This window comes from Paenibacillus sp. 19GGS1-52, from assembly GCF_022369515.1.
Classification (GTDB): domain Bacteria; phylum Bacillota; class Bacilli; order Paenibacillales; family Paenibacillaceae; genus Paenibacillus_AQ.
Genome location: NZ_CP059724.1, coordinates 2,301,882 through 2,326,890 on the forward strand (window position 1 = coordinate 2,301,882; position 25,009 = coordinate 2,326,890).

Sequence of the window (25,009 nt, forward strand, 5' to 3'; positions counted from 1 at the left end):
TGACATCATATTATTTCTTTTTATTACGTTTTATTAGATAAAGTGTAGAGAGTATCATAAGCACAATCAGTATGGCCTGAACTATAATTGGGTAATCCCCTTCCAAATAAATTAGCATGATTTGTTAATTGTACACCATAGGGGTTGATTAAAGTTTAGGAGTGATATTATTTATATTAATTTAAGACATCTAACAATAAATGAAATATCAAATTTAGAAGGCTTCGCTGAAGAATTCGTCGTTGATGAAGATGTTCCTCTTTCTATTTGGTATGATAGCATTCTCAATGTAAGGCTCAAAGACTTGAATGATGGTGACGTAGCAAAGCTAATAAGACAAATGATACATTTACATTCCATTATTCCAGAAGCATTAGAGAGGTTAAAAGAAAACCCAGTTGCTGGTTATTTAGGGGATGGAGAAGTTTTAGAAGCAATAGCGAAAGTCGAAAAAAGAGAATGGGATAAGAACCCTGACGTATGTGAATCAGTAAGTTCATTTATAGATGGTTTCATACATTTATTTGAAAACAACAAACTGAATTTCCCAGAAGATGAGGAGAGATTCTCTAATCAAGAAAGAGAAGAATACTATCAAATGTTAAAAGAAATAAGGACGACGATCGAAAAATCTGAATAAGCTGAATTGAAATATTCACTACAAGAGGTGTGAGAAAGATGAAGAGATTACAATGTCCATGTTGTGGCTATTTCACTGTAGAAAGTGAGGATGAGGTTATAGTAGATATCTGTGATGTGTGTTTCTGGCAATACGATCTTGTGGCCCATAATTATCCTGATAATAATATAGGTGCCAATCATATTTCATTGAACCAAGCAAAAGAGAATTACAAGGAATTTGGTGTTTGTAAGAAGGGATTTAAAGATATGGTTAGAGAGCCAATGACCCAAGAATTGCAACAAAATAATTTGGAATGAATTGTGGGAAAACTAAGGAGTTAAGTATGCAAATAAAAAAGAGGAACATTCTGAGAGCTATATTTGCGATTGTTATCTTTCTGAATGTAATTATTATTTCTTTTGAATATACTGCATTTGAGCGTAGAATATTGTTGTTTGAAATGATTCGTGGGATGATTATTCTCTATCTGGTTATAATTGAGTTTACCCTTTCAATATTTAAAAACTTCAAAATTCTTAATAAATACTGGAAGAAGACTATAATAATGATTATTTGTATTTTTGCATTATTCACTACAATCGTTTGTAGTACAAGCGTTTATCAACTTTCTGTGGATACATATCTAGGATATCAATCTAAAGTCGTAACTATTCTGGAGCGTAATTGGCAGTATAGTACTAGCGATAAAGTTGAGGTTATTGTTGGCGGAAGAATTCAGACGTACTCACTTGCACCAGGATATGTTGAGGTGAATGTTGGTAGTACATATTCCGCTCATATTTTTGAAAAGTCGAGGATAATTCTTCTAGTTAAAAAAAGTGATTAAAGTTCTGGTAAATCTGTGGAATTGATTGTTCTTCCATTGAACGATGGAATGCCTCTATTTCCCCCCGGATTTCATCCGCTAAAGCGGAATAAAATCAAGAAATCGGGAGACAACAGCGGCCGGAAGTCCAAACATTCACCGCAGTTACGATTAAAGCCGATTCAGCAAAATCTTAAGTAAGCTTATAATTATTATTTTTCTTAAATACCGTGTGTTCAGATACAGAACGGATTCTTGTCCTACATAAAGTGAACCAGCAGTGAGGTCTACTTCTTAATATATTCCGAGAAATGCTCTTGGAAATATAGAGAGTCGATATCCGCGCGCAGATGATGATGCAGCAAATCGTCGATTTTATCACGTTCATCTTGGATGATGTAGTCGGCCATCAGTTGATGTTCTTTTTGGATTTCTGTCAATTTATCTTGTTGTAACATATGCAATTTACGGTAACGGATATAGTGTACATTAAACTGCTGAATCAGATTCCACAGAAATCCACGTCCAGCCAAAACGAATAACGCTTCGTGAAAGGCATCGTCAAGCTGCAGGAAATGATCCGATCCGTCCTCTTGGCTGATGCAGTCTTTTTGCATGGCGAGGATATGTTTCAGTTCATGTACTCCTTTAAGCGACAGATGGCCCGCCAGCCCTTTCATAATTTCTTTCTCCAAGGCACTGCGGAGATAAATGATTTGTTCGACGGATTCCAGATCAATATATGAAACGATATTTCCCTTCTTGGGGTAAATATCTACATAGTTTTCTTGAGACAATTGCTTCAGAATATCCCGAATGGGAGTACGCGAGAGCTCAAACCGTTCAGAAAGTGCGGTCTCGCTGATCATAGTCCCTGGTTTCAGTTGCAGCGACAGGATCTCATTCTTTAATTGGTTCATGATTTCTTCTTTTGAGGCCATTTCAATTCCAACTTTCTTCGTCACTATTTTCACAAACTAGTATACAACAAATCAGAAGATTATAAAGCATGAATAAATAGAGAACGTTTACAAAGAAATAGTATGGTTATCGAATCCTTGTTCCGAAAAGTGTTGACAAAGGTCGTTAAGTTATTTTATGATCAATCTATCTTGTATACAAGATATCGAGTTGTTATTCTATATACATCGGAAAAAGCAGGTTACTCCCGTGGTATTATGTAGCATTTCCTTATTTTGTTGTACACATAACGATTACAAGGAGGATTTTATTATGAATATGACTTGGAGATGGTACGGGGAAGGGAACGACGATATTACTTTGGACCATATACGGCAAATTCCGGGCGTCATGGGGATCGTCTGGTCATTGCATGATAAAGTGGCAGGCGAAGAATGGGATATGGCCAAAATTCAGGAAGTTGCTGACCAAATCACAAGCAAAGGCTTCAGCACGGCCGTCGTCGAAAGTGTAAATGTACATGATGATATTAAGATTGGTCTGCCTAGCAGAGATAAGTATATAGATATTTATATCGATACGATTAAAAAATTGTCCAAAGTAGGCGTTAAAGTCATTTGCTATAACTTTATGCCGATCTTTGACTGGACTCGGACAGAGTTGTACAAGGAACTACCGGACGGATCAAATGCTTTGTTCTATGAGAAGGCTGCTATTACCGATAATCCCCAAGAGATGGTCGACAGAATCCTGCAAGGTTCCAAGAACTTTACAATGCCCGGCTGGGAGCCAGAACGTCTGTCCAAGCTGGATGAATTATTCAAGGCTTATGAAAATGTTACGGAAGAAGTGTTGTTTGACAACTTGAAGTATTTTCTGGAGCGTATTATTCCGGTATGTGAGGAGTACGACGTCAAAATGGCGATTCATCCAGATGATCCGGCATGGCCGATTTTTGGATTGCCGCGTATTATTCGCAGTAGAAACCATATCAGACGTTTCCTTGATCTGGTGGACAGTCCGTATAACGGGTTGACCTTCTGCACAGGTTCACTCGGCAGCAATCCAGAGAACGATCTACCGGCTATGATCCGCGAATTCCACGATCGTATTCATTTTGCCCATATTCGCAATGTTAAAGTGTTCGAGAATGGTGATTTTATTGAAGTATCGCACCGTGGAAAAGACGGAAGTGTGGACGTGGCAGAGGTGGTCAAAGCTTATCATGAGAACGGATTTATTGGATATGTTCGTCCCGATCATGGTCGACACCTCTGGGGTGAAGAGAAACTTTGCAGACCGGGTTACGGCTTATATGATAGAGCGCTGGGCATTATGTACTTGCTTGGTGTCTGGGATAGCTTGGACAATGAAAAGGCTAAAGGAGGCAAATAAATGTTACGTCTGGACAGAAGTAGTCTTCAAAATAATAAATCGGCATGGACAGCAGCGGGCGTAGAATTGCCCCAATTCGATTATGACCAGGTTGCAGCGCAGACCCAGACAAAGCCGGAGTGGATACACTTTGGAGCCGGTAATATCTTTAGAGGATTTGTGGCGAACGCCCATCAAAAATTACTCAATCTCGGAGTTGCGGATACGGGTATTATTGCGGCTGAAACGTTTGATTTTGAGATGATTGATAAGGTATACAAGCCCTATGACAATCTGACTTTACTGGTGCTGATGAATGCAAACGGAGATTTTGAGAAAAAGGTAATCAGCAGCATCGTTGAAGGAATTACAGCTGATCCCACCCGAGTGGAGGATAACAAACGCCTCGTTGAAATCTTTGAGAATCCAAGCTTGCAGATGGCTAGTTTCACAATTACGGAAAAAGGCTATTCCCTGACAGGGCCATCCGGTCAATATATGGGTATTGTGGAGCAGGATATAACGAACGGACTGGATCGGCCGATCCATGCGATGAGCATTATTGCCGCGTTAGCCCATCGCCGCTATGTGAAGGGCCAGTATCCGTTGACTTTTGTCAGCATGGATAATTGTTCCCATAATGGCGACAAGCTGAAAAATGGTGTCGTAACGATTGCTAAAGAATGGGCGAAGAAGGGTTTTGTAGAGCAAGGGTTTGTTGCTTATCTGGAGGATGAATCCAAGATCACATTCCCATTATCCATGATCGATAAAATCACCCCCCGCCCTTCAACTGAAGTGCAAGAAGCGCTACTTAAGCAGGGAATTGGTGAGATGGATGTTATTATTACCTCGAAGAACACCTATACAGCTCCTTTTGTGAATGCGGAAGTCAGTGAATATTTGGTCATTGAAGACAAATTCACGAATGGCAGACCGGCCCTGGAGCAAGCTGGCGTGATCTTTACAGATCGGGATACCGTGAACAATGTAGAAACGATGAAAGTGACTACCTGTTTGAATCCGTTGCACACCGCTCTGGCTGTGTCCGGCTGCTTGCTGGGATATACTTTGATCGCGGATGAGATGAAGGATGTTACCTTAAGAAAATTTGTCGAAATCATTGGCTATAAAGAAGGTTTGCCAGTTGTGGTCGATCCCGGAATTATCAGTCCTAAACAATTTTTGGATGAAGTGTTGAACGAGCGCTTTGCCAATCCCTTTATCCCGGATACACCACAACGAATCGCTACAGATACCTCGCAAAAGGTCGGCATTCGCTTTGGAGAAACGATCAAATCTTATGCACGGAGAGATGATCTGAATCCGGCAGATCTGACAGCTATTCCACTCGCTATCGCTACTTGGTGCCGCTACCTACTCGGTGTTAATGACGAGGGTGAAGAATTTGCTATCAGCTCCGATCCATTGCTGGAAACATTACAGTCTGCCCTGCAGGGTGTTGCGCTTGGAGACACTACCTCTAATGTGCAAGCTATCCTACACGACGAGAAGATCTTTGGTGTTAATTTGTATGAGGTAGGTCTTGGCGAGAAGATTGAGACGATGTTCCATGAAATGCTTGCAGGAACTGGAGCAGTACGCCGCACTCTTGAAAAGTACATTGGGTAACTGAAAGAGAAGAATAAAGTAAAGACGATTGTTCATTGATTTTTAAATGAATGGTCGTCTTTTTGATTTTATGGATTATAATGGGCTCAAAACCAAAATCAGCAGTTGACCTGTGGTGAGAAGAGCCGCTAGGGTTCAGAGGGTTCTTACGATCACTGTTAAAACCCGATTTCCTGATTGAACAATGAATATAAACTTTATGGAGGATTCAATGGAAATTTGCAGTATTCAAAAAGAGCGGTATTTTATGGAGAGATATGATGAATTAGAATCAAATAATAGGAAAGATGAAAAGATAAACAATCTAGATATTTTAGATATTGTTCCCAATCAACTCAGTAAAATAGAAGCCCAAAATATTGATTTTTTAACGCTATATAAAGAATATGAAGAGAACATAAAATCCTTTTTCATAAAAATATTTAAGGCTAACACTCAAAAAATTTATATTAGGCCTCGGCAAATTATTAATATCAGCGCTAATTATCTAGCGGTTAAGGGATTCTCAAGCTACGATAAACGATTTATCAAAGAATTCTGTTCTTACAAAAGAAGATTAATTCTAGTCAATGAACTTATTGAATTCGAATTAATCTTGGAATTATCGATAAGAGAAGTGGTGCTGTCTGATTTTTATACTGACGAAATAGCTATTCAAGGTAACTTTGATCTTTCATTTCCTATATTTTTTCATTCGAATAAAATGAAGGATCTCGCTAAAAAATATGCCAATGAAGAGAATCTTTATATTCGAAGTGTTCAATAGTGATTTCAAAATAATTCTTTACCGTACGTTCTCAATATGCTAAACTGATTTTGCAGACAGAAGCCATAGCGAACATAAGAGAGCGGGAATGCTCATGGTATGCAGGAGCTTGTCACCTACATGGGCATTCAGCGAAGAAGCATGTACGATACGTTTGGAGACAAGCATGCTTTATATATGGAAGTGAGAGGACGTGTTTTTTAAATAATGCATGGGGTTTAAGTGTAATGGTCAAAGCAACTGAAGATACTGAAAAACTAACAAGCATTATGGATACAACCTTAGCAGTGCTCAATTATTTTTTTTGCTAAATGTAGAATGATCATTCTCAATAAGAGACTAAGGAGAATATAAAATGACAACAAATACAGAGAATCTTAAGGGTAAAGTAGCATTTATAACGGGCGGTAATCGCGGGATCGGCTTGGAAACTGCACGTGAACTTGGTAAGCTTGGTGCTAATGTTGTAATTGGTGCACGTGATTTGGAAAAAGGCAAAGCTGCTGCGGAAATACTTCGTTCTGAGGGTATCCAAGCTGAAAATCTCAAATTCGATATCACTCTAGCTGAAGATCGTCAGGGCGCTTATGACTTTTTGGAGCAACAATATGGAAAGCTGGATATTCTCGTTAATAATGCTGGTGTGCAAAAAGAGATGGAACATCTCCAGCCCATTAATGAAACTAGCATCGTTTCGCCAGCAGTTCTACGTGAGACATTTGACGCCAATTTCTTCAGTCTCGTGGAGTTCACTCAACAACTGCTGCCACTCATTCGCAAATCACCTGCCGGCAGGATCGTCAATCTGTCCAGTATTCTTGGTTCACTTACGCTTCAAGCCAATCCAGACGCACCAATATACGGCATGAAATTGCTAGCTTATAACACCTCTAAAGCGGCATTGAATTCATTCACGATTCATCTTGCACATGAACTTAAAGATACTCCAATCAAAGTTAATTCGGCTCACCCGGGCTGGGTGAAGACCGAAATAGGCGGTAAGTACGCGGACACGGATGTTAACGATGGCAGCAGAACAAGCGTGCAGCTTGCGACTTTACCCGCCGATGGCCCAACCGGTAAATTCTTTCACTTAGGTGATGAACTGCCTTGGTAAGCTTTAAGAACTAAATACTGAACATTTACAAACAGTCGCCTCGAGATAGTATCGGAGACGACTGTTTTTTCGTGTTCGATAAGCATTATTTCATTGAATTTTAAAATATTCCATATATTATAAAAATATGAAGGAGGGTAACTAGTGTTGAATTACAGAGAGCTAACCATTAATGAAATTTGTAAGATTGAAGGTTTTCACGAAGAAATAGTAGTGGAGAAAAGGGTGCCATTATCGGGATGGTTTGCAGGCATAATGGATGATAAGCTTAAAGATTTGCCTAATGGTTCAATCGCCAGATTAGTAAGGCAGAATTTCCACTTGAAATATGTGATTCCGGAGGCAATCTTGAGATTGTCCAAGAACCCAATTGCAGGAAAGCATTACGAGGGGGAACTTATTAATTCAATAAATGCGATTGACAATGATTTTTGGAAGAGTAACTTGATTTTATGTAAAGAACTAAAGGAACTATTGGAGAAAATTGAAACTAAGGAAATCAACCTTCCACAAGATTTTGAATGGTTTATGGAAGAAGAGGAGCAAGATTATTATGAGAATGTAAGGAACGTGATTTTAAAAATAGGTATGGAATTGTAGTCATCGACTTAAATAAGGTTGAATCAATGAAAATTCAGCACAATATGAATTTATGGGAACTTACGAACCATTCGAAGTTGAATACGCAGCCGAAATGGCAGAAGATGATAGTAATGTGTCAATTTATAGGTACATACCAATAAGTGCGATAGTGGGGCTGATTCCATGAAAGAAGAATCTGAATTAAAAAATGATATCTCTGCAACTGTGCACAAAATCGTTGTTTTAATGAGGAAAGACAGCAAAATACCAAAGGAGCAAATATTAGTATTGATAAATCATTTGGAGGAATTTAGAAAATTCTCTAAAGGACAGGAAGTTATATCTAAAAGACTGGCTTATGAGTTATTTTATTTATATACAAATATTACCAGTTTGATATCTTACAATGAAGATAAAGATATCAGTATAATTACTGAATTATATATGGTAATTTCCTCAGTATTCAATGACTTTCTATACCAATAATTGGATGATTAGGTTAACGATATTTAAACAAGATATGCAGTAGCATTTGATGGGCAGATTGATAGAGGCTGGTATAGATTCGATACATTATCATACTTTTTAATGGGGACTGGGTAAGACACCTCTAAAACATAACAAATACTTTAAAGGAGAGTATCAGTCGTGAACAAATATATTAATCATATAGATAGCTTTTATCAAGCGCAAAGAGGTTTTGTCTATTTAACTTCATTTCATTTAACACGAGATACAGAGTTAGAGGGATTGAAGGTTTCTGTGCAGATAATTCTTGCCAAATCAACATTTGATCACGATGAACACATAGTAATAACTTTCACGGGAGTACAAGATCTAAAGTTAGGATCTTTAACGATATTATATCCTTTAGCTTTTGATATCATTGATGTTTCTAAAGACCAGTTAGAGGGTGTCAGATACAAAGTTGATGAATCTGAGGGAAATGTATTTAGTTTCTATTGTAGTCAGATTACATTTGAAATCTTAGGGTAGTTTGGTCTTAGTATTTTTCCAATCGGTGTATGGAGTAAATGTGTATTTTGCACGAAAGTATCTGCTTTATTTTAATGAAATATCCGCTATAGTTCGTAACATTGTTATTTTAATAAGAAAAGAAAGAAACATACCAAAGGATAAGATAGAAATCTTAATAAATGATTTGGAAGATTATAGGGTAGAAGGGACATGGTTCATTAATGGGTGATAATAAAGATAATGATATTGTACCTGCTAGGCGAATAGGAATGTATCACATTGGTTGGACTTACGATGAATTAATCGAACATTTATCAGAAGGGTTTAAGCAAAAAGAACTTGAACAACAAATTACTCTTCAAACGAGTAATATTAAGTTTTGGATTAGTAAAGGTAGTAGAACGGTAACACAGATAATGGCGTATGATAGGTTCGACGGGAAATTTCTTGAAGAGATCGGTATTGGAAGTTGCCTTAAAGATATTACACGACTTGGAATTAAGTATAAACAAAATGAAAATGATTATGTATATGAGTTGCCTGATTATCCTGGGATATGCTTCGAGTTAGAAGATATTGATGAATGGGACGAGTTAACAGCTCCTATTGAGTATATATCTATCTATGAAACTAACTTGAATTGAGTTTCTTTTTTTCTTGAACTCCCCTGGTAATCCTCAAAAATTAAATACTGAACATATAAAAACAGTCGCCTCGATGTAGTATCCGAGACGACTGTTTTTCATATCAATCCTTACCATCCAAGCTCCTGTCCCTTAATTTCCTTCGCCCACAACTCCTGCAGGCGCTTCACATGTTCCTCTGGCATAACCGCATCACTGGCGGCGATATTCTCAATAAGCTGGGTGCTATTTCTAACACCTGGGATCACTGTGGTTACTGCAGGGTATGCAAGGATGAATCTTAGCGCGGCCATGGTCATCGTGGTCTCTTCATTGGTAATGAATTTGATTTGCTCAAGCAGGGCGGCGCGTTTCTCAATGATCTCTGGGGACCAACGTTTTCTTACGCCGGCAAAGGTACTCTTGCTGTTGTATTTTCCGGACAGCCAGCCCGAGTCCAGCGGCACCTTGACGATGATCGCAATGCCTTTGTCTTGCGCAAGCTTGAAGGCTTCTGCAGTCTCCTGATAAAAGATATTGAACATGACCTCCATCACGCCGATATTCGTATGCTGAATAACCTCGAGCATTTCCGGGACGGAATCCACAGAGACACCGTAGGATAATATTTTCCCCTCGGCTTTTAGAGTCTCCATTACGTCATAATGACCATACTTTCCATCCAGAACGTTAAAGGGAGGATTATGTAAAATAACGGAATCCACATAGTCGGTTTGCAGTCGGATTAAGCTTTGTTCTACGGAACCTCGGATCTGATCTGCAGCATAATCTATACTGCCATCGGCTCTATGGCCGAATTTGGTGTTAATTACGGCGCCACTCCGTCTTCTGGCCAAGGCGGTTCCGAGTAGCTCTTCGCTTCTACCCTGTCCATAATTGGGAGCGGTATCAAAAAAGTTCAGTCCTCTATCCAAAGCCTCATGCACAAGCGAGATTGCCGCTGTATCCTCCATGGCCTCCCAATCCTGTCTGTTGCCAAGCTGCCAAGCGCCAAAGCCAATTTCCGAAACGGATTTCCCCGTATTGCCATACTGTCTTGTGTTCAATATGCTTCTCTCCCCGTACATATAATAAGGTCCATGCCCCGTATTTTAGACTTTTTTCACCTAGGAAGCAAACTGGATCGTCGGTCAGCGTGCGACTTTAAGCCCGTTGATAGATAGTGTATTGTATAAGAGAAACTTGAACTCAAACCGCTATCCTATTAATAGGTATGCAGGAGGTATTTATGTCTTATTCACAAATTACGAAGAATGCGTTAGCCCGTTCGCTCAAAAAGCTCATGCTGACCCAACCGCTCCACAAGATCACCATTCAGCAGCTTACGGCGGATTGCGGAGTGACTCGGCATACTTTTTATAATCATTTTCAGGATATTTATGAGCTGCTGGGCTGGGTCTATCAGACAGAGATTATCGAGGGTCTTGAGGAATACCGTAACTGTGCTGGCTGGAAGCAGGGCTTCCTGAGCGTGTTGTATTATACGCAGAGCAACAAAACCATTTGCTTGAACACTTTTCATTCGCTTGGACGTGAGCATCTGGAAGATTTCTTGTATGGTATCATTTATGATGTGATTATTAAGGTCGTGAATGAGCTGGATGAGGAACGGAATGAGCAGGCAGCGCAACAGGCCAAACAGGAGATTGCTGATTTCTACGCACTGGCTATATTGGAGCAGGTCATCCATTGGCTAAAGACAGGGGCAAATACGGACCCAACCCAGATCGTGGACAAAGTCGGCAGAATTATGGACGGCAGTATCACCAGAGGTCTGGAGAACTATCAGATCAGCAAATGATAAATGACACAAAACCATACTTATGTGTAAACGCTGCACATTTGCGCTTAGCTGTCCATAGAATTCTTCCTCCTCAGTGGGTATATTGAAGGCAGTTGATAGGCAAACCACCTACTGAAATTGAGAAAGGAAGAAGAGAAATGGGAACATACCAAAGAATTAATCCATTAGTACAGGAAGGTATCGCATCCAAAAAAGCATATTTAGTTGGCGGAGGCATCGCCTCGCTGTCTGCGGCAGCCTTTCTAATCCGTGATGGGCATATGCCCGGGAAGAACATTCATATTCTAGAACAATCCGCCATTTACGGCGGTTCGATGGACGGTGCAGGCAATGCCAAGGACGGTTACAGCGCTCGGGGTGGACGCGAGATTGAAGAACATTTTGAATGTTTTATGGAGCTGTACGGATTTATTCCATCCTTGACCAATCCCGACCGGACGGTGCTGGATGAGTTCCGTGAGCTGAACCTTGCCGAACCGATTGAATCTCATTGCCGTTTGGTTGAAAATGAAGGCCAAAAGGCTGACTTCTCCTCGTTAGGTCTGTCGACCGCACACGCACTGCAGCTAGGCAAGCTGACTTTAGCTACGGAAGAGAAGCTGGGTGCAGTCACCATTGAACAGTTCTTTGATCCGACCTTCCTGGAAACGAACTTTTGGTATTTCTGGCGCTCAATGTTTGCTTTTGAGAATTGGCATAGTGTGGTTGAGGTTAAACGATATATGGAGCGCTTTATGCATCTGATTTCCGGCATGAACCAACTGAAAGGCATCCTGCATACCGAATACAATCAGTATGATTCGTTGATTCTTCCGCTGCTGAAATGGCTGGAAGCGCAAGGCGTCAACTTTGATAAAGGCCATCAGGTGGTGGATCTGGACTATGATATGGCTAACGGTGAAACAACCGTAATTGGAATTCAGCTGCTGGTGAACGGATCACCGAAGACTATTTCGACTACCCGTAATGATCTGGTCATGGTGACCAATGGTTCTATGACGGAGAATTCCACTCGGGGTGATATGGATCATCCGGCCATCCCCAATCGCTCGCTAACGGAACGGGGCTGCTGGAGTCTATGGGAAAATCTGGCGGCTAAGTCTCCTGATTTCGGCCATCCAGAGGTGTTCTGCGGCGATATCGACAAGACTAAATGGTTGTCTTTTACCATGACCTTTACCGATGACGAAATCGTATTCCCGTATTTGTTAGAACTGACTGGTGATTTGCCAGGTATGGGCGGCGTCGTTACGATTAAGGATTCCAACTGGATGATGTCATGGACCGCACCGAAGCAGCCTCATTTCATCAACCAGCCGGAGAACGTCAAGGTACTGTGGGCGTATGGTTTATTCCCTGATGCTGAAGGCAACTTCATCAAGAAGAAGATGGCCGACTGTACCGGCAGCGAGCTGCTTCAGGAGCTGTGCTATCATATTGGACTGAAGGATCGTATCCCGGAAATTCTGGAACATACAACCAACGTCATTCCTTGCATGATGCCTTATATTACTTCACAGTTTATGCCTCGTGTGTTGGGTGACCGTCCGGAGGTTGTTCCGCAAGGCAGCACTAACTTTGCTTTCCTCGGCCAGTTCGCCGAAGTGGCGGATGACTGTGTCTTTACTGTGGAATATTCAGTGAGATCAGCTATGATGGCGTCCTACCAATTGCTGAATCTTGAAAAAGAAGTGATTCCCGTCCATCCGAGCAAGTATGACATTCGTGTGCTGCTGACAGCGCTCAGAACCTGCATGGGCAACAAAACGCTTCCGCTAGATAAAACATTAGGCCAGCTTTTGAGTGGAACTATCATTGCTAAGCTGCTGTAAATATATGAATGAATGAATGATAAGGGCCTGCTTCTTGAAGCAGGTCTTATTTTTTTGCGTGTAGCAGTTGGGAATGAACAAGAACATATTGGATAATTATAGGAGGGAGATGTATAGTGTTAATGAGTTATAGGGAGCTAACCATTAGGAGGCAAATCTATTGACTAAACAATCATAGAAGTAGATTCGATATTTGGTCTCGTTTGGCGTAGTCCTATTCGCAATTTGTATATTTGTTAACCCCCTTTAAAGACTCTACACAGGTTTAATGATGCTTAACTTGAGTTTAGTAATGTTGGTTCAATTGTTTGAGTTGAAAGGTTCAGAGCGGGGACCACGTGGAGATTATCAAAGGGTAGTATCATTGATCGCCTGCGCTGCATATCTTGCTTCTTCACTTTATGCATTCAGTACCCTTTAATTGAAAAAAAAGAGTAAACAAGATATCAAAAATCAGAGGTTGACTTTACGTGAACACAGCGTAGGGTCGGAAGAACCCTCCGAACCCGTAGTAGCTTAATTCACGAGCGATAAAACCAGAGAAAGAAGAGACCCAAATGGCAATTCTAGAAGTAGAGAATCTCTCTAAAGAGTATAAAGGCAAAGCCAAAGGAAAAGGAAATGGAAATGGGTATCAAGCCCTGCGAGACATCAGCCTGAACGTGGACACTGGAGAGTTTGTGGCGATCATGGGGCCCTCGGGCAGCGGGAAGACGACGCTTTTGAATATCCTCAGCGGGATTGACACGGAATATAGTGGGGTGGTACGGATTGCGGAGACCAGTATAAGTGAGATGACCAAGAACGAGCTTGCGCTTTTTCGGCGGCAGCGGATGGGGTTTGTGTTTCAGGATTATAATCTGCTGGACAGTCTGACTCTGCGCGAAAATGTAATGCTGCCGATGGTGCTGGATGAACGTGAAGTTGACGAGATTAACGCTAAGACCGATGAGACGCTGCTGCTGTTCGATATTGATGAGGTAAAGGATAAATACCCATACACAGTGTCAGGCGGACAACAGCAGCGAGCGGCGATCAGCAGAGCGATAATTAATGATCCGGATGTGATTTTTGCGGACGAGCCTACAGGGAATTTGGATTCCAAGTCTTCAAGCACAGTGATGAAATGCTTCAGCCAGCTGAACTCTCAACAAGGAGCAACGATCGTTATGGTTACACATGATCCGTTTGCGGCCAGCTTTTGCAGCAGAGTGGTATTCATTAAGGACGGTACAGTCGGCATGGAGATTGCCAGAGAGGGTGCGCGTAAGGATTTTTTTGACACTATACTGGAAACGCTGGCGGTTATGGGAGGGGGAGAAGATGACCTTTAGGAGAATGGCCTTTCAGATATTTAAGGCTAACTTTAGAAGATATCTATTGTTTTTCCTGTGCAGCAGCTTTACGATCATGATCTTCTTCTCCTACTACATGCTGTACACGAACCCACAATTCAATAATCCTTATGAAGTAAATGGGATGATCTCCAGTAATCTAATTGCGCCTCTTTATGTAATCCGTGTGTTCTCTGTGTTGTTAATTATTTATGCGCAAACGACCTTCGTGAAATTTAGAAAAAGCGACTTTGGGCTGTTTATGGTCCTCGGCATGTCGACTCAAAATATCCGCAAGATTATGTTGTTGGAGAATGGTCTAATCGCCATCATTTCCATCGTTACCGGATTAGTGGCAGGAACGATCTTTGCACCGCTTTTTTATATGATCGTCTCACAAGTGATTGATTTGGAGAATGTCTCATTTACATTAACGTTGGATAGCTATCTTTATACCGCTTTATTTTTTGGCGCAGTGTATGTTATAGCGACTGCCGGCAATCTGCTCTTAACCTGGAGATACAGTATAGTACGTCTATTAAAAGAAAGAAGGACCGCAGACCGCAGTCTGATCCACGGAAAACTGCCCGGTTTCATCGGAATCGCTCTGCTGGGCCTTGCTGTTTATGATCTTCTTAGCCATTTAACTATAAATAACTCCAATGTTATTTTCAGAAGTATGGCCATTACTATGATCGGAGTCTTCTTAATATTATCCAGTCTGGGGGACTGGGTAAAATTCAGCTTGTCTCGCTCAGCAAAATCCTATCATAAGCATATGGTGTTTAGTTCTGATCTGAGCTACAAGCTGGGTCGTTCCCGGATCATCCTTTTGCTAATTACTATCTTGATCACTTTTAGCCTCTTCCTCAGCAGTATGGTCCTTTTTTTATCCAACGAATCGCAGGAAACTGCTGTTAAGCATAACCCATATCAAATCGCGTACATAGAGGCGTTCGGGAAGAACCAAATTTCGGAAGAGACATTAAATAAGATCGTTAATAAGGGTGAAACGCCGCTTACTTCTCATCGAGTGCTGGAATATATCGAGCTATTTCCTACAAAAGTATTTCTGGATCAGAATATTAATACTCTAAGCGGGAGTACTTATAAAGTGGAACAGGGTCACTTTCTAAATCTAGCATTAGTGGACCAGAGTATCGGTGACGCAAATAATATATCAGAAATGTCGACCTACGACATAGAGCTTGCTTCTGGTAAGAAGACGCTGCTCTCGCAAGGCTCAATCGTGAGTATGTTATTTAATCAAGTCCCACTTCTTATTAACGGGCTGCAGATCATCGTCAGTGAACAGGATTATACGGAACTCAAAGCGCTTCATCCAGAGATCGGACAGCTACATCTGCTGAATTTCAAGGATTGGAAGCGGACCGCCGACATCGACAACAAGCTAAATACGGCATTAGCACAGTACAATAAGGATAATACGGATACCTGGTATGGGGATGATCGGAAGGATGCCTTCGCATTTGGAACAGTTTCAAGAATAGGTGAATTTACCACCCTTAAACAAGCGAATCAATTTGGACTTTTTCTATTTGCGTTCGTAGGTTTATTGTTTGTTGTGTCCTCTGCCGTGGTGCTGCATTTTAGTATCCTCATGGAACTGGAGAGAGAGAAGACCAAATACAGGAAGCTTGCCAAGATCGGCATGACCTCCAAGGAAGCCGCAAAAATGATCGTTAAACCGTTTAGGCTGCTGTTTTTTCTGCCCTATGTGCTGAGCATCGCTTTCGCTACTTTTTATTTTGTATATATGGCAAAGGTTATTAATCACAAAGCGCTGGAACCTTTAGGTCTTTCACTAATGGCGGGAGGGTTGTATTTAGTCTTTCAACTGTTTTTTTATCTGCTGTACACAAGGGCTTATACTCGTAAAATGATAGCATACATGGGATTAGACACTTGAGCTGAACAGTTCCCATCATGAGAATTCCTCAGGATAGGTATAATAATTTGATTTTTTTTGATTATAAATGATACTTTTGATCAATTTTTTATGATATATTGATTGAAAACGCTTAAGGAAAGGGTGATATATATGTTAAGAGAACAGAAAATTATCAGTTTATTGCAAAAGGCCTCGCCTTTGACTATAGAAGAGCTCGCATCCTCACTAGCCGTATCGGAGCCTACCATACGCCGCGATTTGGCCGCGATGGAAGAGAAGGGGCTAATTCTTAAACAACGGGGGGGCGCGGCGCTGCCAGGCTTGGGCTTTGAACCGATGTTCAACCAGCGACAGCAGCATAACCGTGAGCAGAAGCGCCAAATCGCCAAGTATGCGGCCAGCCAAATCCTGGAGGGTGAAGTTATTGCGCTTGATGTGGGGACAACGAGTGCTGAGCTGGCTAAAGAATTACTCAAGCTCTCCAATCTGACGATCTTTACTTACTCCCTGCAGATTGCGCTTATCCTCTCCCGTAGCCAGCATAATATATACATTATTGGTGGGCAATGTCGGAAATCGGAACAGTCGATGGTAGGTTCCATCGCAAAGGACACGATTAGCCAGTTTAACTTTGATCGATTCTTCATGGGTCTGGCTGGCTTCAACAAGGAGCAGGGACCCACAGATTTTATCTTGGAGGAAGTTGAAATTAAGCGACTTATGATTGAGAAGTCGAAGCGGGTGATCGCCTTGGCCGATAGCTCCAAATTTGGGGGTTCATCGTTAGTCAAAGTGTGTGAATATGACGCGATTGACGAACTGATCACGAATCAGCTGGACATAACGGCAGAAGATTTAGATTACCGTGGGAAACTTACCTTCGTTTAAAATCGTTTGTCTCTTGTTAAGTTACAAGCCGGGAACCGGACTGAGAAGCCTCTATTTGCTCGAAATCAGACGATTTGGCAGTTTGGCGGACTCCATGGACGCTATTGACTAAATTTTATCCCAAAAGGACCTGTTTTTGCTTCAATAGAGTCTCCTGAGTCCGCTGCATGTTTCCCACACCCCTCGAAAGTGAAATAGCAGCTTTACAGTCCGCCTGGTTGGAACTGCAACTATTCAGGCTTTGTATGTTACACACAATAACTTATATAGATGCAAAAATCCGGTTCCACCTATGCACTATGTGCAAAGGACAGAACCGGATTTTTTATATACTCCGCTTCTTTTCAATTTACCCGAGCTTATTCTCTCAAAAACACACAAATCATAACACATTAAGTAATATTAACTAACGCATATTGATTTTACACACTCTTTCTGATCTTTATTTGCGCATAAATGATAAATATTTGATCAAAAATAGACGTATTTATGATTATTGTTGACAATCTATTAAATTTTGAAATATAATCAATTCAATTCATAGTTACTTACGAATTTTATGTTAAGTAATATAACATTAATGACGAGCATAATACAGCCGCTGATTTTTCTTCCTTTAGAATTTATTTCCTTAATATTCTCTTAAGTTGAAAGGAGCTGATGGATCATGGCTGTCCAGCATCATTTGAGCCCTACCCCAGAAACAGTACATTGGGGTTACATTGGAGGTATTCAGGAGCCTGTTCTTGATGTGTTCCCAGGTGATTCCCTTATCCTTCGTTCTGTATCAGGAGATCCAACAGATCTCGTTCCAGCGGAATGGATTCCCGATGAGTTGCGGTTAATTCATGCCGAGGTCAAGGATCGGGGCCCAGGTGTACATATTCTTACAGGACCTATTCGTGTGATTGGGGCTGAACCGGGTGATACGCTTGTCGTGCAGATTAAACGTGTGGATATCGATGCACCTTACGGCTTCAACTATATCGGTCCAGCGTCGGGGCTCTTTTATCATGAGTTTGATGAACCGGATGTAGAGATTATTACTTTTGATGAAACTAGGCAGTTTGCGGAGATGGGTAGAATTAAGCTTCCGGTCAGACCCTTCTTCGGAATCATGGGCGTAGCTCCACCGGAATCGTGGCGGCGCATCTCTACTGTCGTTCCTGGCCGGTATGGTGGGAATATTGATAATAAACAATTAATTGTCGGAACTACACTTTATTTACCCGTTATGCGCGAAGGAGCTCTCTTCTATGCAGGAGACGGACATGCTGCACAAGGGGATGGAGAGATTGGCGTAACTGCTATCGAAACCGCTCTGGAAGGCGAGTTCCAGTTCGAATTAATTAAAGGAACTAATCAGCGCTGGCCTTATGCAGAGCGTAACAGCTTGTTGATCAGCATGGGCTTTGATGAGCATTTATCAGCCGCCCTTATGGCTGCTGCCAAACAGATGGTTGAGCTGCTGCAGAACCGACATGGGTTATCTTACAAAGAAGCCTACCGCTTATGCAGTGTGGCTGCAGATTTTCATATCACTCAAGTCGTTAATGGTGTAAAAGGCGTTCATGGAATGTTGGATACTTCAGTGATCAGAGGATAGAAGAAAGTTTAAGCGAACAGGTGACAATTAAGGGAGGTAAACGAAATGCTCTCGAAAGAAGATAACCAAAAAATCACTCAGGTAAGTGAAGGAACACCGACCGGTTCTGTATTCCGAAGATATTGGATTCCCGCCTTTCTATCCGAAGAAGTGGAATCAGGAGGGGCACCTTTAGCGGTTAAATTACTAAATGAGAAGCTGGTTGGCTTCCGCAACCCGGAAGGTAAGGTAGGACTTCTAGGTGAATTCTGCCCCCATCGTGGAACCTCGCTGAAGCTTGGACGCAATGATGACTGCGGCTTAACTTGCATTTATCATGGCTGGGCATTTGATGCGGAAGGGGCATGCACGAACATGCCATCCGAACCGGATTATAGCAAGTTCAAGGAGAAGATCAAACAGAAGAGTTATCCGGTGCACGAAGCCGGAGGAATCGTCTGGACTTATATGGGACCTGCAGAACTGCAGCCACCGGTGCCCGATTTTATATGGACTGCATTACCCGCCACGCACCGTATGGTCGCCAAGGTGTATCAGGAGTGCAACTACTTGCAAATCTGGGAGAATGAAATTGACTATATGCATGCCGCTTTTGCCCATCTGGCTCTGAAGGAACAGAATTTTAATGAAGGGGCTCTGAGCACAGAACTGGGAATTAATCCTTCCCACCCACTGGTTACCTCGAAGAACCCATTGCTCTCTGTGCAGATGACTAACTATGGATTCCGCAATATGTTCGTCGGCGAGACTGACAAGGATCACCAGTTCATTCTGGAAGCGCCGGTTCTGATGCCAAGCTTCGCGTTTACACCGCGTGTACCAGAGGAGGATCATCTCTTCCATGCCTACGTTCCTATCGATGACACTACGACTTGGTCCTATGATGTTCACTTCACACTGGAGCGTGCTCTGAATCATGATACGCAGCGTGAGCGCCGAGGTCTGTGGGTTGATGAAAACCATCGGAAAATTTACAACAAAGATAACAATTATAAGCAGGATCGCGAATTGATGAAGGAGGACAGCTTCTCTGGGATTCTTGGAATCAGCAATCAGGACCATGCGATCACTGAAACCATGGGACCTATCGTTGACCGTTCCCAAGAGCATCTTGGAACCAGTGATGTTGGTGTGCTGGCGCTGCGCCGGATGATGCTGAAGAGCATTAAATTGGTTGAAGAAGGTCAACCACCGATTGGGCTAGATCCTTCCATCCCGATCAACAAGATATTCAGTGAAGGGGTCGTAGTACCTAAAGGAATCCCCTTGAAGGAGGCCTGTCCGCTAGATCCGATGTTCTCGCCGATCAAACCGGAAACTCAATTCGCTGAAGAAACGAATTGAACTATATAAATACAGCACTTAGCCGTTAGGCGACAAAAATGCATGCAAACGAGGTGAGAACACTGACATCTTATTCACTGGGTATAGATATTGGCACAACAGCCGTCAAGGTCATTCTTTTGTCTGAGCAGGAAATTGTCTTTCAAACAAGTGCTACCCATGAACTGATGTCCCCTTCTATCGGTTGGGCGGAAGAAGATGCTTCTGTGTGGTGGAGCAACACTATTAAGGCCGTACACGAACTGCTTGAAGCTTTCCCCTCGGCTGTGGATGATATTGTTTCGATTGGGGTTAGCGGTATGGTTCCAGCCATTGTTCTGCTCGGTCCTGACAACGAGCCGCTGCGTAATACCATTCAACAAAATGATGCCCGGGCGATTTCTGAAATAGAAGAAGTAAACCAGACTTTTGATCAATTGAAATTGTTCGCTCAGACTGGTGGTTATACGAATCAGCAACATATACTGCCGCGACTGCTCTGGGTGAAACGACATGAACCGGAAGTCTGGAGCAAGGTGCGTACGGTGCTTGGTTCTTATGATTACATCAATTATAGGCTTACAGGAACAAAGTCTTTGGAGATGAATTGGGCCGTCGAGAGCGGGATGTTCGATATTCGCACCCGTACTTGGCTGGATGAACATATGAAATGGCTGGAGATTTCTGCTGACATGCTGCCCACGGTATATGAATCCGCTGAGATTATCGGAATGGTATCGGAAGAAGCGTCCCGGTTAACCGGACTGAAAGCTGGAATTCCGGTCATTGCAGGCAGCGCGGATCATGTAGCTTCGACATTGGCTGCAGGAATTGTAGAGCCGGGTGACCTGCTAATCAAATTTGGCGGCGCGGGAGATATATTGTATTGCATGGATGAAATTGCGCCATCGCCTCAACTCTTTTTCGATTATCATGTCCATCCGGACTTTTACTTGTTAAATGGCTGTATGGCTTCCAGTGGCTCACTAGTGAAATGGTATGCGCATGAATTCCTGCGTGATGACTCCCCTGATTTGTTCAAGAATCTGGATGAAGAAGCGGAGCAGGTGCGGCCGGGTTCGGACGGGCTGGTGATTCTCCCTTATTTTCTGGGCGAGAAGACGCCGATCTTTGATCCCCAAGCTCGCGGAGTGATGTTCGGCCTCAGTCTTTCCCATCATCGGGGGCATATCTTCCGCGCTGTGCTGGAATCAGTCATTTACGGCTTCAGGCATCATATTGAAGTGCTGCGTGACCTTGGCTATGAGCCAAAGCGAATACTGGCCACGAATGGTGGAGCCAAAAGCCGTTTCTGGTGTCAGATTGCCGCCGATGTGCTGAATGCGGATATTCGTTCTTATCCCGCACATCCGGGATCGGCACTAGGTGTCGCTTTTCTGGCTGGGAAGACTGCCGGGCTCTACCAAGAATGGGATGACATCAATCGTTTCCTGAACGTTTACCGCGATTTCCAGCCGCAACCGTCACACGCCGAAGTCTACGATAAGGCCTATGACGTTTACCGCGCATTATATACGACATTGAAACCGCAATTTACCAAGGTCAATGCATTCTACACCCATTGGAACGATCCTGCAGGAGCGGGAGATGACGCTAAGGAGGAACTGGCATGAAGGGATTATCAGGACAGACGGCAGTAGTGACCGGTGCAGGAAGCGGCATTGGCAGAAGCATAGCGTTGCGACTGGCTATAGAAGGTGCGATTGTCGTTGTGACAGATATGAATGTGGAGTCCGCCAAGGAGACATTGTCTCTCTTGAATGTAGATGAAGGTCAGAAGCATAGCGTGTGCAGTCTTGACGTTACGAAGAAAGAGGGCGTGTTATCCTCCTTCGCAGACATCCATGAGGAGTACGGAGCAATTGATATTCTGATCAATAACGCAGGTGTATCCACCATGAACCGGATTGAGGATTTAACGGAGCAAGAGTGGGACTTTAATTTTGATGTCAACATCAAAGGAATCTTCCTCTGTACACAGGCCGTCTACCCTTATATGAAGGAACAGAAGAAAGGCCGGATCATTAATACCGCTTCTATGGCTGGCAAGCGCGGCGTTCCACTACTAGCTCATTATGCAGCTTCCAAATGGGCGGTTATCGGCTTTACGAAGAGTGCTGCGATCGAGATGGCGCCGTACAACATTACCGTTAACTGTGTATGCCCCGGATTCGTTAACACCGGCATGCAGAGCCGTGAATTGAAATGGGAAGCGGAGCTGCGCGGGATGACTCCAGACGAAGTACGGGAAGAGTACATTCGTATGACCCCACTGGGCCGACTTGAAGAAGCGGAGGATGTAGCAAGGGTAGTATGGTTTCTAGCCTCGAAAGATGCTGACTTTATTACGGGCGAAGCGCTGAATATTACGGGTGGAGCAGATCTGTTATAAGTGGGGGAATGAAGATGAGGTTTGATGCCGCGCACTATCCTAATGCTTCAAGAAGAACGGCTGTGTACGCCAGAAATGGAATGGTAGCTACTTCCCAAAGTCTTGCTGCACAAGCCGGACTGGATATGTTAAAAAAAGGCGGGAACGCCGTAGATGCTGCCGTTGCTACTGCAGCCTGTCTCACCGTAGTTGAGCCGTGTTCCAATGGCATCGGTGGAGATGCTTTTGCATTGGTCTGGATGAAGGATGAGCTGTACGGATTGAATGCGAGCGGCCCCGCTCCTGCAGGTATTTCGGCAGCAAGCTTAAGACAAGAGGGCTTGACGGAAATGCCGATCTTTGGCTGGACGCCCGTTACTGTTCCAGGAGTCCCCTCTGCTTGGGCGGCGCTCTCGAAGCGATTTGGCCGACTTCCCTTCCATGAACTGCTTGAACCTGCTATTCGATATGCAGAGGAAGGATTTGCGGTTTCCCCTACAACGAGTTTTTTCTGGAAAAAAGCGTTTAAGGAATATCTTGAGCACATGCAAGGTGAGTTGTTCAAACCTTGGTATGATCTGTTCGCTCCGGGAGGCCGTCCTCCTGAACCAGGTGAAATCTGGTCCTCTCCAGGGCATGCCGATACTTTGCGCAAGCTTGCAGCAAGCGAGGGTGAATCCTTCTACCGCGGAGAATTGGCTGATGTGATCGATACGTTCTCCCGCGAAACTGGAGGGTACCTGCGCAAATCCGATCTGGCGAACTATAAGCCAGAATGGGTCCAGCCGATCAGCAGTACCTATAAAGGTTATGAAGTATGGGAGATTCCACCGAATGGTCAAGGAATTGTTACGCTGATGGCTTTGAATATTCTAAAAGGGATCGAAGCTCCACCAGCAGATACAGAGGAATTCTACCATCGTCAGATCGAAGCGATGAAGCTCGCTTTTGAAGACGGACTGTGGAGTATCACCGACCCGAAGCATATGGGAAAGAGTCAGGTTGAATATTTGCTCTCCAAGGAATATGCCGACAAGAAGCGCAGCCGCATCACCCATGAAGCTTTGACTCCAATGTCGCTACCAGTCCCGCAAGGCGGCACCGTCTATCTGGCGACAGCCGACAGCGAAGGCAATATGGTCTCTTATATTCAGAGTAATTATATGGAGTTTGGTTCTGGGCTCGTCGTTCCCGGTACAGGCATTGGCCTTCATAATCGCGGCCATACATTTTCTTTGGACGCCGACCATGCCAATTGTCTACAGCCCGGCAAAAGAACATATCACACGATAATTCCCGGATTTCTGTCCAAACAGGGCCAAGCAATAGGTCCCTTCGGAGTCATGGGGGCGTTCATGCAGCCCCAAGGGCATTTGCAGGTTCTGCTCCATAGTATCGATCATCATCTGAATCCTCAAGCTGCGCTGGATGTGCCGAGATGGAGATGGGAGTCAGATAAAGTAGTCATCATCGAAGCTTCCTTTCCGCAAGAATTGGCTGATTCCCTTCGGGCAAGAGGTCATGAGCTTCAGGTAGAAGACAATGTCGGATTATTCGGCAGAGGGCAAATTATTTGGCGCAATCCAGAGACCGGCGTCTTGTGCGGAGGAACGGATCCACGGACAGACGGAGTTGTAGCCACTTGGTAGTTTCATAAAGGAAGTGAGCGCGTTGGCTTTTTTTCAAATAGGAAGCAAGCTCTTTGAAGCAGATTTGGTCGTGTTCGATAAAGATGGTCTGCTCTTTGATTCCCAGTACTTCTGGAAAGGTCTCGCGGAATGCAGAATGCAGGCGTTAGCAGAATGGATCGGGCCGGAAGGACTGGCGGAGTGGTGCCGTTTATTTGGAATAGAGGAGGATCAGGGTGTCGTTCATCATGTGAACTCCAATGGGATTTTCGCCTTGGCACCTCCCGGGGAAGAAGTAATCATAACAGCAGCACTCATTCATAAATACACTGGCAAAGACTGGGGCGAGTCCAGACAATCATCTTTTAACGTATTCGATAGTACGGATCGTACCTTTGATGTTATAAGCGCCTTGAAGCCGAAACCGGGTTTCCCAGATATTTTCACCAGACTAAATACAGCCTCAATTCCGTTTGGGATCGCCACTTCGGATGAATATGAACGGACCCGGCAGTCGGTAGATCATTTTGCAAAATTTGCTGATTTGCAGTTTGTGATTACTCCGTTTGATGTGTTACGAGGAAAGCCTCATACGGATATGCTCGATCTGATCTCAACGCGTACGGGTGTTACTCCTGATCGAATTCTCATGATTGGCGATTCATTTGCAGATATGCAGATGGCCAGCGATGCAGGCTGTATAGGCATCGGTATACCCGATGAGCCGGACATGTTGCGGAAAATGTTGCCTTATGCAAGCTGCATTATCGAATCCTTGGAAGAAATTAAGCTTATCACCATGGAAGATGGACCTAAAAATTGACTACA

General features: G+C 43.2%; 24 protein-coding genes and 1 pseudogene. 23 read left to right on the forward strand and 2 right to left on the reverse strand.

Translation table 11 applies throughout. The annotated features are described in order from the left end of the window. The first annotated feature begins 205 nt into the window (after positions 1-205). From H1230_RS10805 to H1230_RS10815, 3 genes are read left to right on the forward strand one after another with little or no spacing between them, the layout of a single operon-like run. Complete coding sequence (locus H1230_RS10805) at positions 206-640, forward strand: contact-dependent growth inhibition system immunity protein (protein WP_275591247.1); 435 nt, start codon at positions 206-208, stop codon at positions 638-640. A 38-nt stretch (positions 641-678) separates the two neighbouring features. Further along, positions 679-939 carry a CPCC family cysteine-rich protein gene (locus H1230_RS10810; protein WP_239715470.1) on the forward strand — a complete coding sequence of 87 codons (261 nt, stop codon included), beginning with the start codon at positions 679-681 and terminating at the stop codon, positions 937-939. Positions 940-965: 26 nt separating this feature from the next. Further along, positions 966-1,469, forward strand: coding sequence for a hypothetical protein (locus H1230_RS10815; RefSeq protein WP_239715471.1), 504 nt, complete (start codon positions 966-968; stop codon positions 1,467-1,469). Between the two features lie 266 nt (positions 1,470-1,735). On the opposite strand, the gene H1230_RS10820 is transcribed toward H1230_RS10815, so the two are convergent. Beyond that, positions 1,736-2,368, reverse strand: a complete 633-nt coding sequence (locus tag H1230_RS10820) for a GntR family transcriptional regulator (RefSeq protein ID WP_239715472.1) — start codon at positions 2,366-2,368, stop codon at positions 1,736-1,738. A 313-nt stretch (positions 2,369-2,681) separates the two neighbouring features. On the opposite strand from H1230_RS10820, the gene uxuA reads away from it, so the two are divergent. The 9 genes and pseudogenes from uxuA to H1230_RS10860 all read left to right on the forward strand — a co-directional run bounded on the left by uxuA (position 2,682) and on the right by H1230_RS10860 (position 9,462). Continuing rightward, entirely contained in the window at positions 2,682-3,764 is a 1,083-nt protein-coding gene (gene uxuA / locus H1230_RS10825; protein ID WP_239715473.1) for a mannonate dehydratase, read from the forward strand. Continuing rightward, entirely contained in the window at positions 3,765-5,375 is a 1,611-nt protein-coding gene (locus H1230_RS10830) for a mannitol dehydrogenase family protein (RefSeq protein ID WP_239715474.1), read from the forward strand. Positions 5,376-5,586: 211 nt separating this feature from the next. Continuing rightward, positions 5,587-6,141, forward strand: coding sequence for a hypothetical protein (locus H1230_RS10835; protein ID WP_239715475.1), 555 nt, complete (start codon positions 5,587-5,589; stop codon positions 6,139-6,141). 99 nt (positions 6,142-6,240) lie between these two features. Beyond that, positions 6,241-6,336: pseudogene (locus H1230_RS31600) on the forward strand (TetR/AcrR family transcriptional regulator); the annotation flags it as partial. Positions 6,337-6,496: 160 nt separating this feature from the next. Next, positions 6,497-7,258 (forward strand): SDR family oxidoreductase, encoded by a 762-nt coding sequence (locus H1230_RS10840; RefSeq protein ID WP_239715476.1) that lies wholly within the window; start codon positions 6,497-6,499, stop codon positions 7,256-7,258. Positions 7,259-7,402: 144 nt separating this feature from the next. Continuing rightward, the gene (locus H1230_RS10845) at positions 7,403-7,858 is read left to right on the forward strand and encodes a contact-dependent growth inhibition system immunity protein (protein ID WP_239715477.1); all 456 of its coding nucleotides are present in this window, start codon (positions 7,403-7,405) and stop codon (positions 7,856-7,858) included. Between the two features lie 165 nt (positions 7,859-8,023). Then, entirely contained in the window at positions 8,024-8,326 is a 303-nt protein-coding gene (locus H1230_RS10850) for a hypothetical protein (RefSeq protein WP_239715478.1), read from the forward strand. A 162-nt stretch (positions 8,327-8,488) separates the two neighbouring features. Continuing rightward, positions 8,489-8,836: a hypothetical protein gene (locus tag H1230_RS10855; RefSeq protein ID WP_239715479.1), complete on the forward strand. Its 348-nt coding sequence runs from the start codon at positions 8,489-8,491 to the stop codon at positions 8,834-8,836. 203 nt (positions 8,837-9,039) lie between these two features. Continuing rightward, positions 9,040-9,462 (forward strand): hypothetical protein, encoded by a 423-nt coding sequence (locus tag H1230_RS10860; protein ID WP_239715480.1) that lies wholly within the window; start codon positions 9,040-9,042, stop codon positions 9,460-9,462. A gap of 110 nt (positions 9,463-9,572) precedes the next feature. On the opposite strand, the gene H1230_RS10865 is transcribed toward H1230_RS10860, so the two are convergent. Beyond that, complete coding sequence (locus H1230_RS10865; RefSeq protein WP_239715481.1) at positions 9,573-10,508, reverse strand: aldo/keto reductase; 936 nt, start codon at positions 10,506-10,508, stop codon at positions 9,573-9,575. Positions 10,509-10,690: 182 nt separating this feature from the next. Here H1230_RS10865 and H1230_RS10870 point away from each other — a divergent pair, with 182 nt between their 5' ends. The 11 genes from H1230_RS10870 to H1230_RS10920 all read left to right on the forward strand — a co-directional run bounded on the left by H1230_RS10870 (position 10,691) and on the right by H1230_RS10920 (position 25,004). Beyond that, entirely contained in the window at positions 10,691-11,263 is a 573-nt protein-coding gene (locus H1230_RS10870) for a TetR/AcrR family transcriptional regulator C-terminal domain-containing protein (RefSeq protein ID WP_239715482.1), read from the forward strand. 140 nt (positions 11,264-11,403) lie between these two features. Continuing rightward, positions 11,404-13,098, forward strand: coding sequence for an oleate hydratase (locus tag H1230_RS10875; RefSeq protein WP_239715483.1), 1,695 nt, complete (start codon positions 11,404-11,406; stop codon positions 13,096-13,098). Positions 13,099-13,655: 557 nt separating this feature from the next. Then, complete coding sequence (locus H1230_RS10880) at positions 13,656-14,432, forward strand: ABC transporter ATP-binding protein (RefSeq protein WP_239715484.1); 777 nt, start codon at positions 13,656-13,658, stop codon at positions 14,430-14,432. Continuing rightward, entirely contained in the window at positions 14,422-16,362 is a 1,941-nt protein-coding gene (locus tag H1230_RS10885; RefSeq protein ID WP_239715485.1) for an FtsX-like permease family protein, read from the forward strand. Before H1230_RS10880 ends, H1230_RS10885 begins: the two co-directional genes overlap by 11 nt. A 132-nt stretch (positions 16,363-16,494) precedes the next feature. Continuing rightward, positions 16,495-17,232, forward strand: coding sequence for a DeoR/GlpR family DNA-binding transcription regulator (locus H1230_RS10890; protein ID WP_239715486.1), 738 nt, complete (start codon positions 16,495-16,497; stop codon positions 17,230-17,232). Between the two features lie 667 nt (positions 17,233-17,899). Continuing rightward, complete coding sequence (locus H1230_RS10895) at positions 17,900-18,838, forward strand: acetamidase/formamidase family protein (RefSeq protein WP_239715487.1); 939 nt, start codon at positions 17,900-17,902, stop codon at positions 18,836-18,838. A 45-nt stretch (positions 18,839-18,883) separates the two neighbouring features. Continuing rightward, positions 18,884-20,182, forward strand: a complete 1,299-nt coding sequence (locus H1230_RS10900; RefSeq protein WP_239715488.1) for a Rieske 2Fe-2S domain-containing protein — start codon at positions 18,884-18,886, stop codon at positions 20,180-20,182. A gap of 38 nt (positions 20,183-20,220) precedes the next feature. Continuing rightward, positions 20,221-21,795: an FGGY-family carbohydrate kinase gene (locus H1230_RS10905; RefSeq protein WP_239715489.1), complete on the forward strand. Its 1,575-nt coding sequence runs from the start codon at positions 20,221-20,223 to the stop codon at positions 21,793-21,795. Next, on the forward strand, positions 21,792-22,574 hold the full coding sequence (locus H1230_RS10910; protein ID WP_239715490.1) for an SDR family NAD(P)-dependent oxidoreductase: 783 nt from the start codon (positions 21,792-21,794) through the stop codon (positions 22,572-22,574). Before H1230_RS10905 ends, H1230_RS10910 begins: the two co-directional genes overlap by 4 nt. A gap of 14 nt (positions 22,575-22,588) precedes the next feature. Then, positions 22,589-24,202, forward strand: a complete 1,614-nt coding sequence (locus H1230_RS10915; RefSeq protein WP_239715491.1) for a gamma-glutamyltransferase family protein — start codon at positions 22,589-22,591, stop codon at positions 24,200-24,202. A gap of 22 nt (positions 24,203-24,224) precedes the next feature. Further along, positions 24,225-25,004, forward strand: coding sequence for an HAD family hydrolase (locus tag H1230_RS10920; RefSeq protein ID WP_239715492.1), 780 nt, complete (start codon positions 24,225-24,227; stop codon positions 25,002-25,004). Positions 25,005-25,009 lie beyond the last annotated feature (5 nt).

Bases quoted from the DNA above. Each gene is read 5' to 3' on its own strand.
- H1230_RS10840 (WP_239715476.1), top strand. From the start codon at position 6,497: ATGACAACAAATACAGAGAATCTTAAGGGTAAAGTAGCATTTATAACG.
- H1230_RS10900 (WP_239715488.1), top strand. From the start codon at position 18,884: ATGCTCTCGAAAGAAGATAACCAAAAAATCACTCAGGTAAGTGAAGGA.
- H1230_RS10835 (WP_239715475.1), top strand. From the start codon at position 5,587: ATGGAAATTTGCAGTATTCAAAAAGAGCGGTATTTTATGGAGAGATAT.
- H1230_RS10910 (WP_239715490.1), top strand. From the start codon at position 21,792: ATGAAGGGATTATCAGGACAGACGGCAGTAGTGACCGGTGCAGGAAGC.
- H1230_RS10890 (WP_239715486.1), top strand. From the start codon at position 16,495: ATGTTAAGAGAACAGAAAATTATCAGTTTATTGCAAAAGGCCTCGCCT.
- H1230_RS10820 (WP_239715472.1), bottom strand. From the start codon at position 2,368: ATGAACCAATTAAAGAATGAGATCCTGTCGCTGCAACTGAAACCAGGG.
- H1230_RS10850 (WP_239715478.1), top strand. From the start codon at position 8,024: ATGAAAGAAGAATCTGAATTAAAAAATGATATCTCTGCAACTGTGCAC.
- H1230_RS10810 (WP_239715470.1), top strand. From the start codon at position 679: ATGAAGAGATTACAATGTCCATGTTGTGGCTATTTCACTGTAGAAAGT.
- H1230_RS10880 (WP_239715484.1), top strand. From the start codon at position 13,656: ATGGCAATTCTAGAAGTAGAGAATCTCTCTAAAGAGTATAAAGGCAAA.
- H1230_RS10815 (WP_239715471.1), top strand. From the start codon at position 966: ATGCAAATAAAAAAGAGGAACATTCTGAGAGCTATATTTGCGATTGTT.
- H1230_RS10830 (WP_239715474.1), top strand. From the start codon at position 3,765: ATGTTACGTCTGGACAGAAGTAGTCTTCAAAATAATAAATCGGCATGG.
- H1230_RS10870 (WP_239715482.1), top strand. From the start codon at position 10,691: ATGTCTTATTCACAAATTACGAAGAATGCGTTAGCCCGTTCGCTCAAA.
- H1230_RS10875 (WP_239715483.1), top strand. From the start codon at position 11,404: ATGGGAACATACCAAAGAATTAATCCATTAGTACAGGAAGGTATCGCA.
- H1230_RS10905 (WP_239715489.1), top strand. From the start codon at position 20,221: ATGCATGCAAACGAGGTGAGAACACTGACATCTTATTCACTGGGTATA.
- H1230_RS10895 (WP_239715487.1), top strand. From the start codon at position 17,900: ATGGCTGTCCAGCATCATTTGAGCCCTACCCCAGAAACAGTACATTGG.
- H1230_RS10885 (WP_239715485.1), top strand. From the start codon at position 14,422: ATGACCTTTAGGAGAATGGCCTTTCAGATATTTAAGGCTAACTTTAGA.
- uxuA (WP_239715473.1), top strand. From the start codon at position 2,682: ATGAATATGACTTGGAGATGGTACGGGGAAGGGAACGACGATATTACT.
- H1230_RS10915 (WP_239715491.1), top strand. From the start codon at position 22,589: ATGAGGTTTGATGCCGCGCACTATCCTAATGCTTCAAGAAGAACGGCT.
- H1230_RS10860 (WP_239715480.1), top strand. From the start codon at position 9,040: ATGGGTGATAATAAAGATAATGATATTGTACCTGCTAGGCGAATAGGA.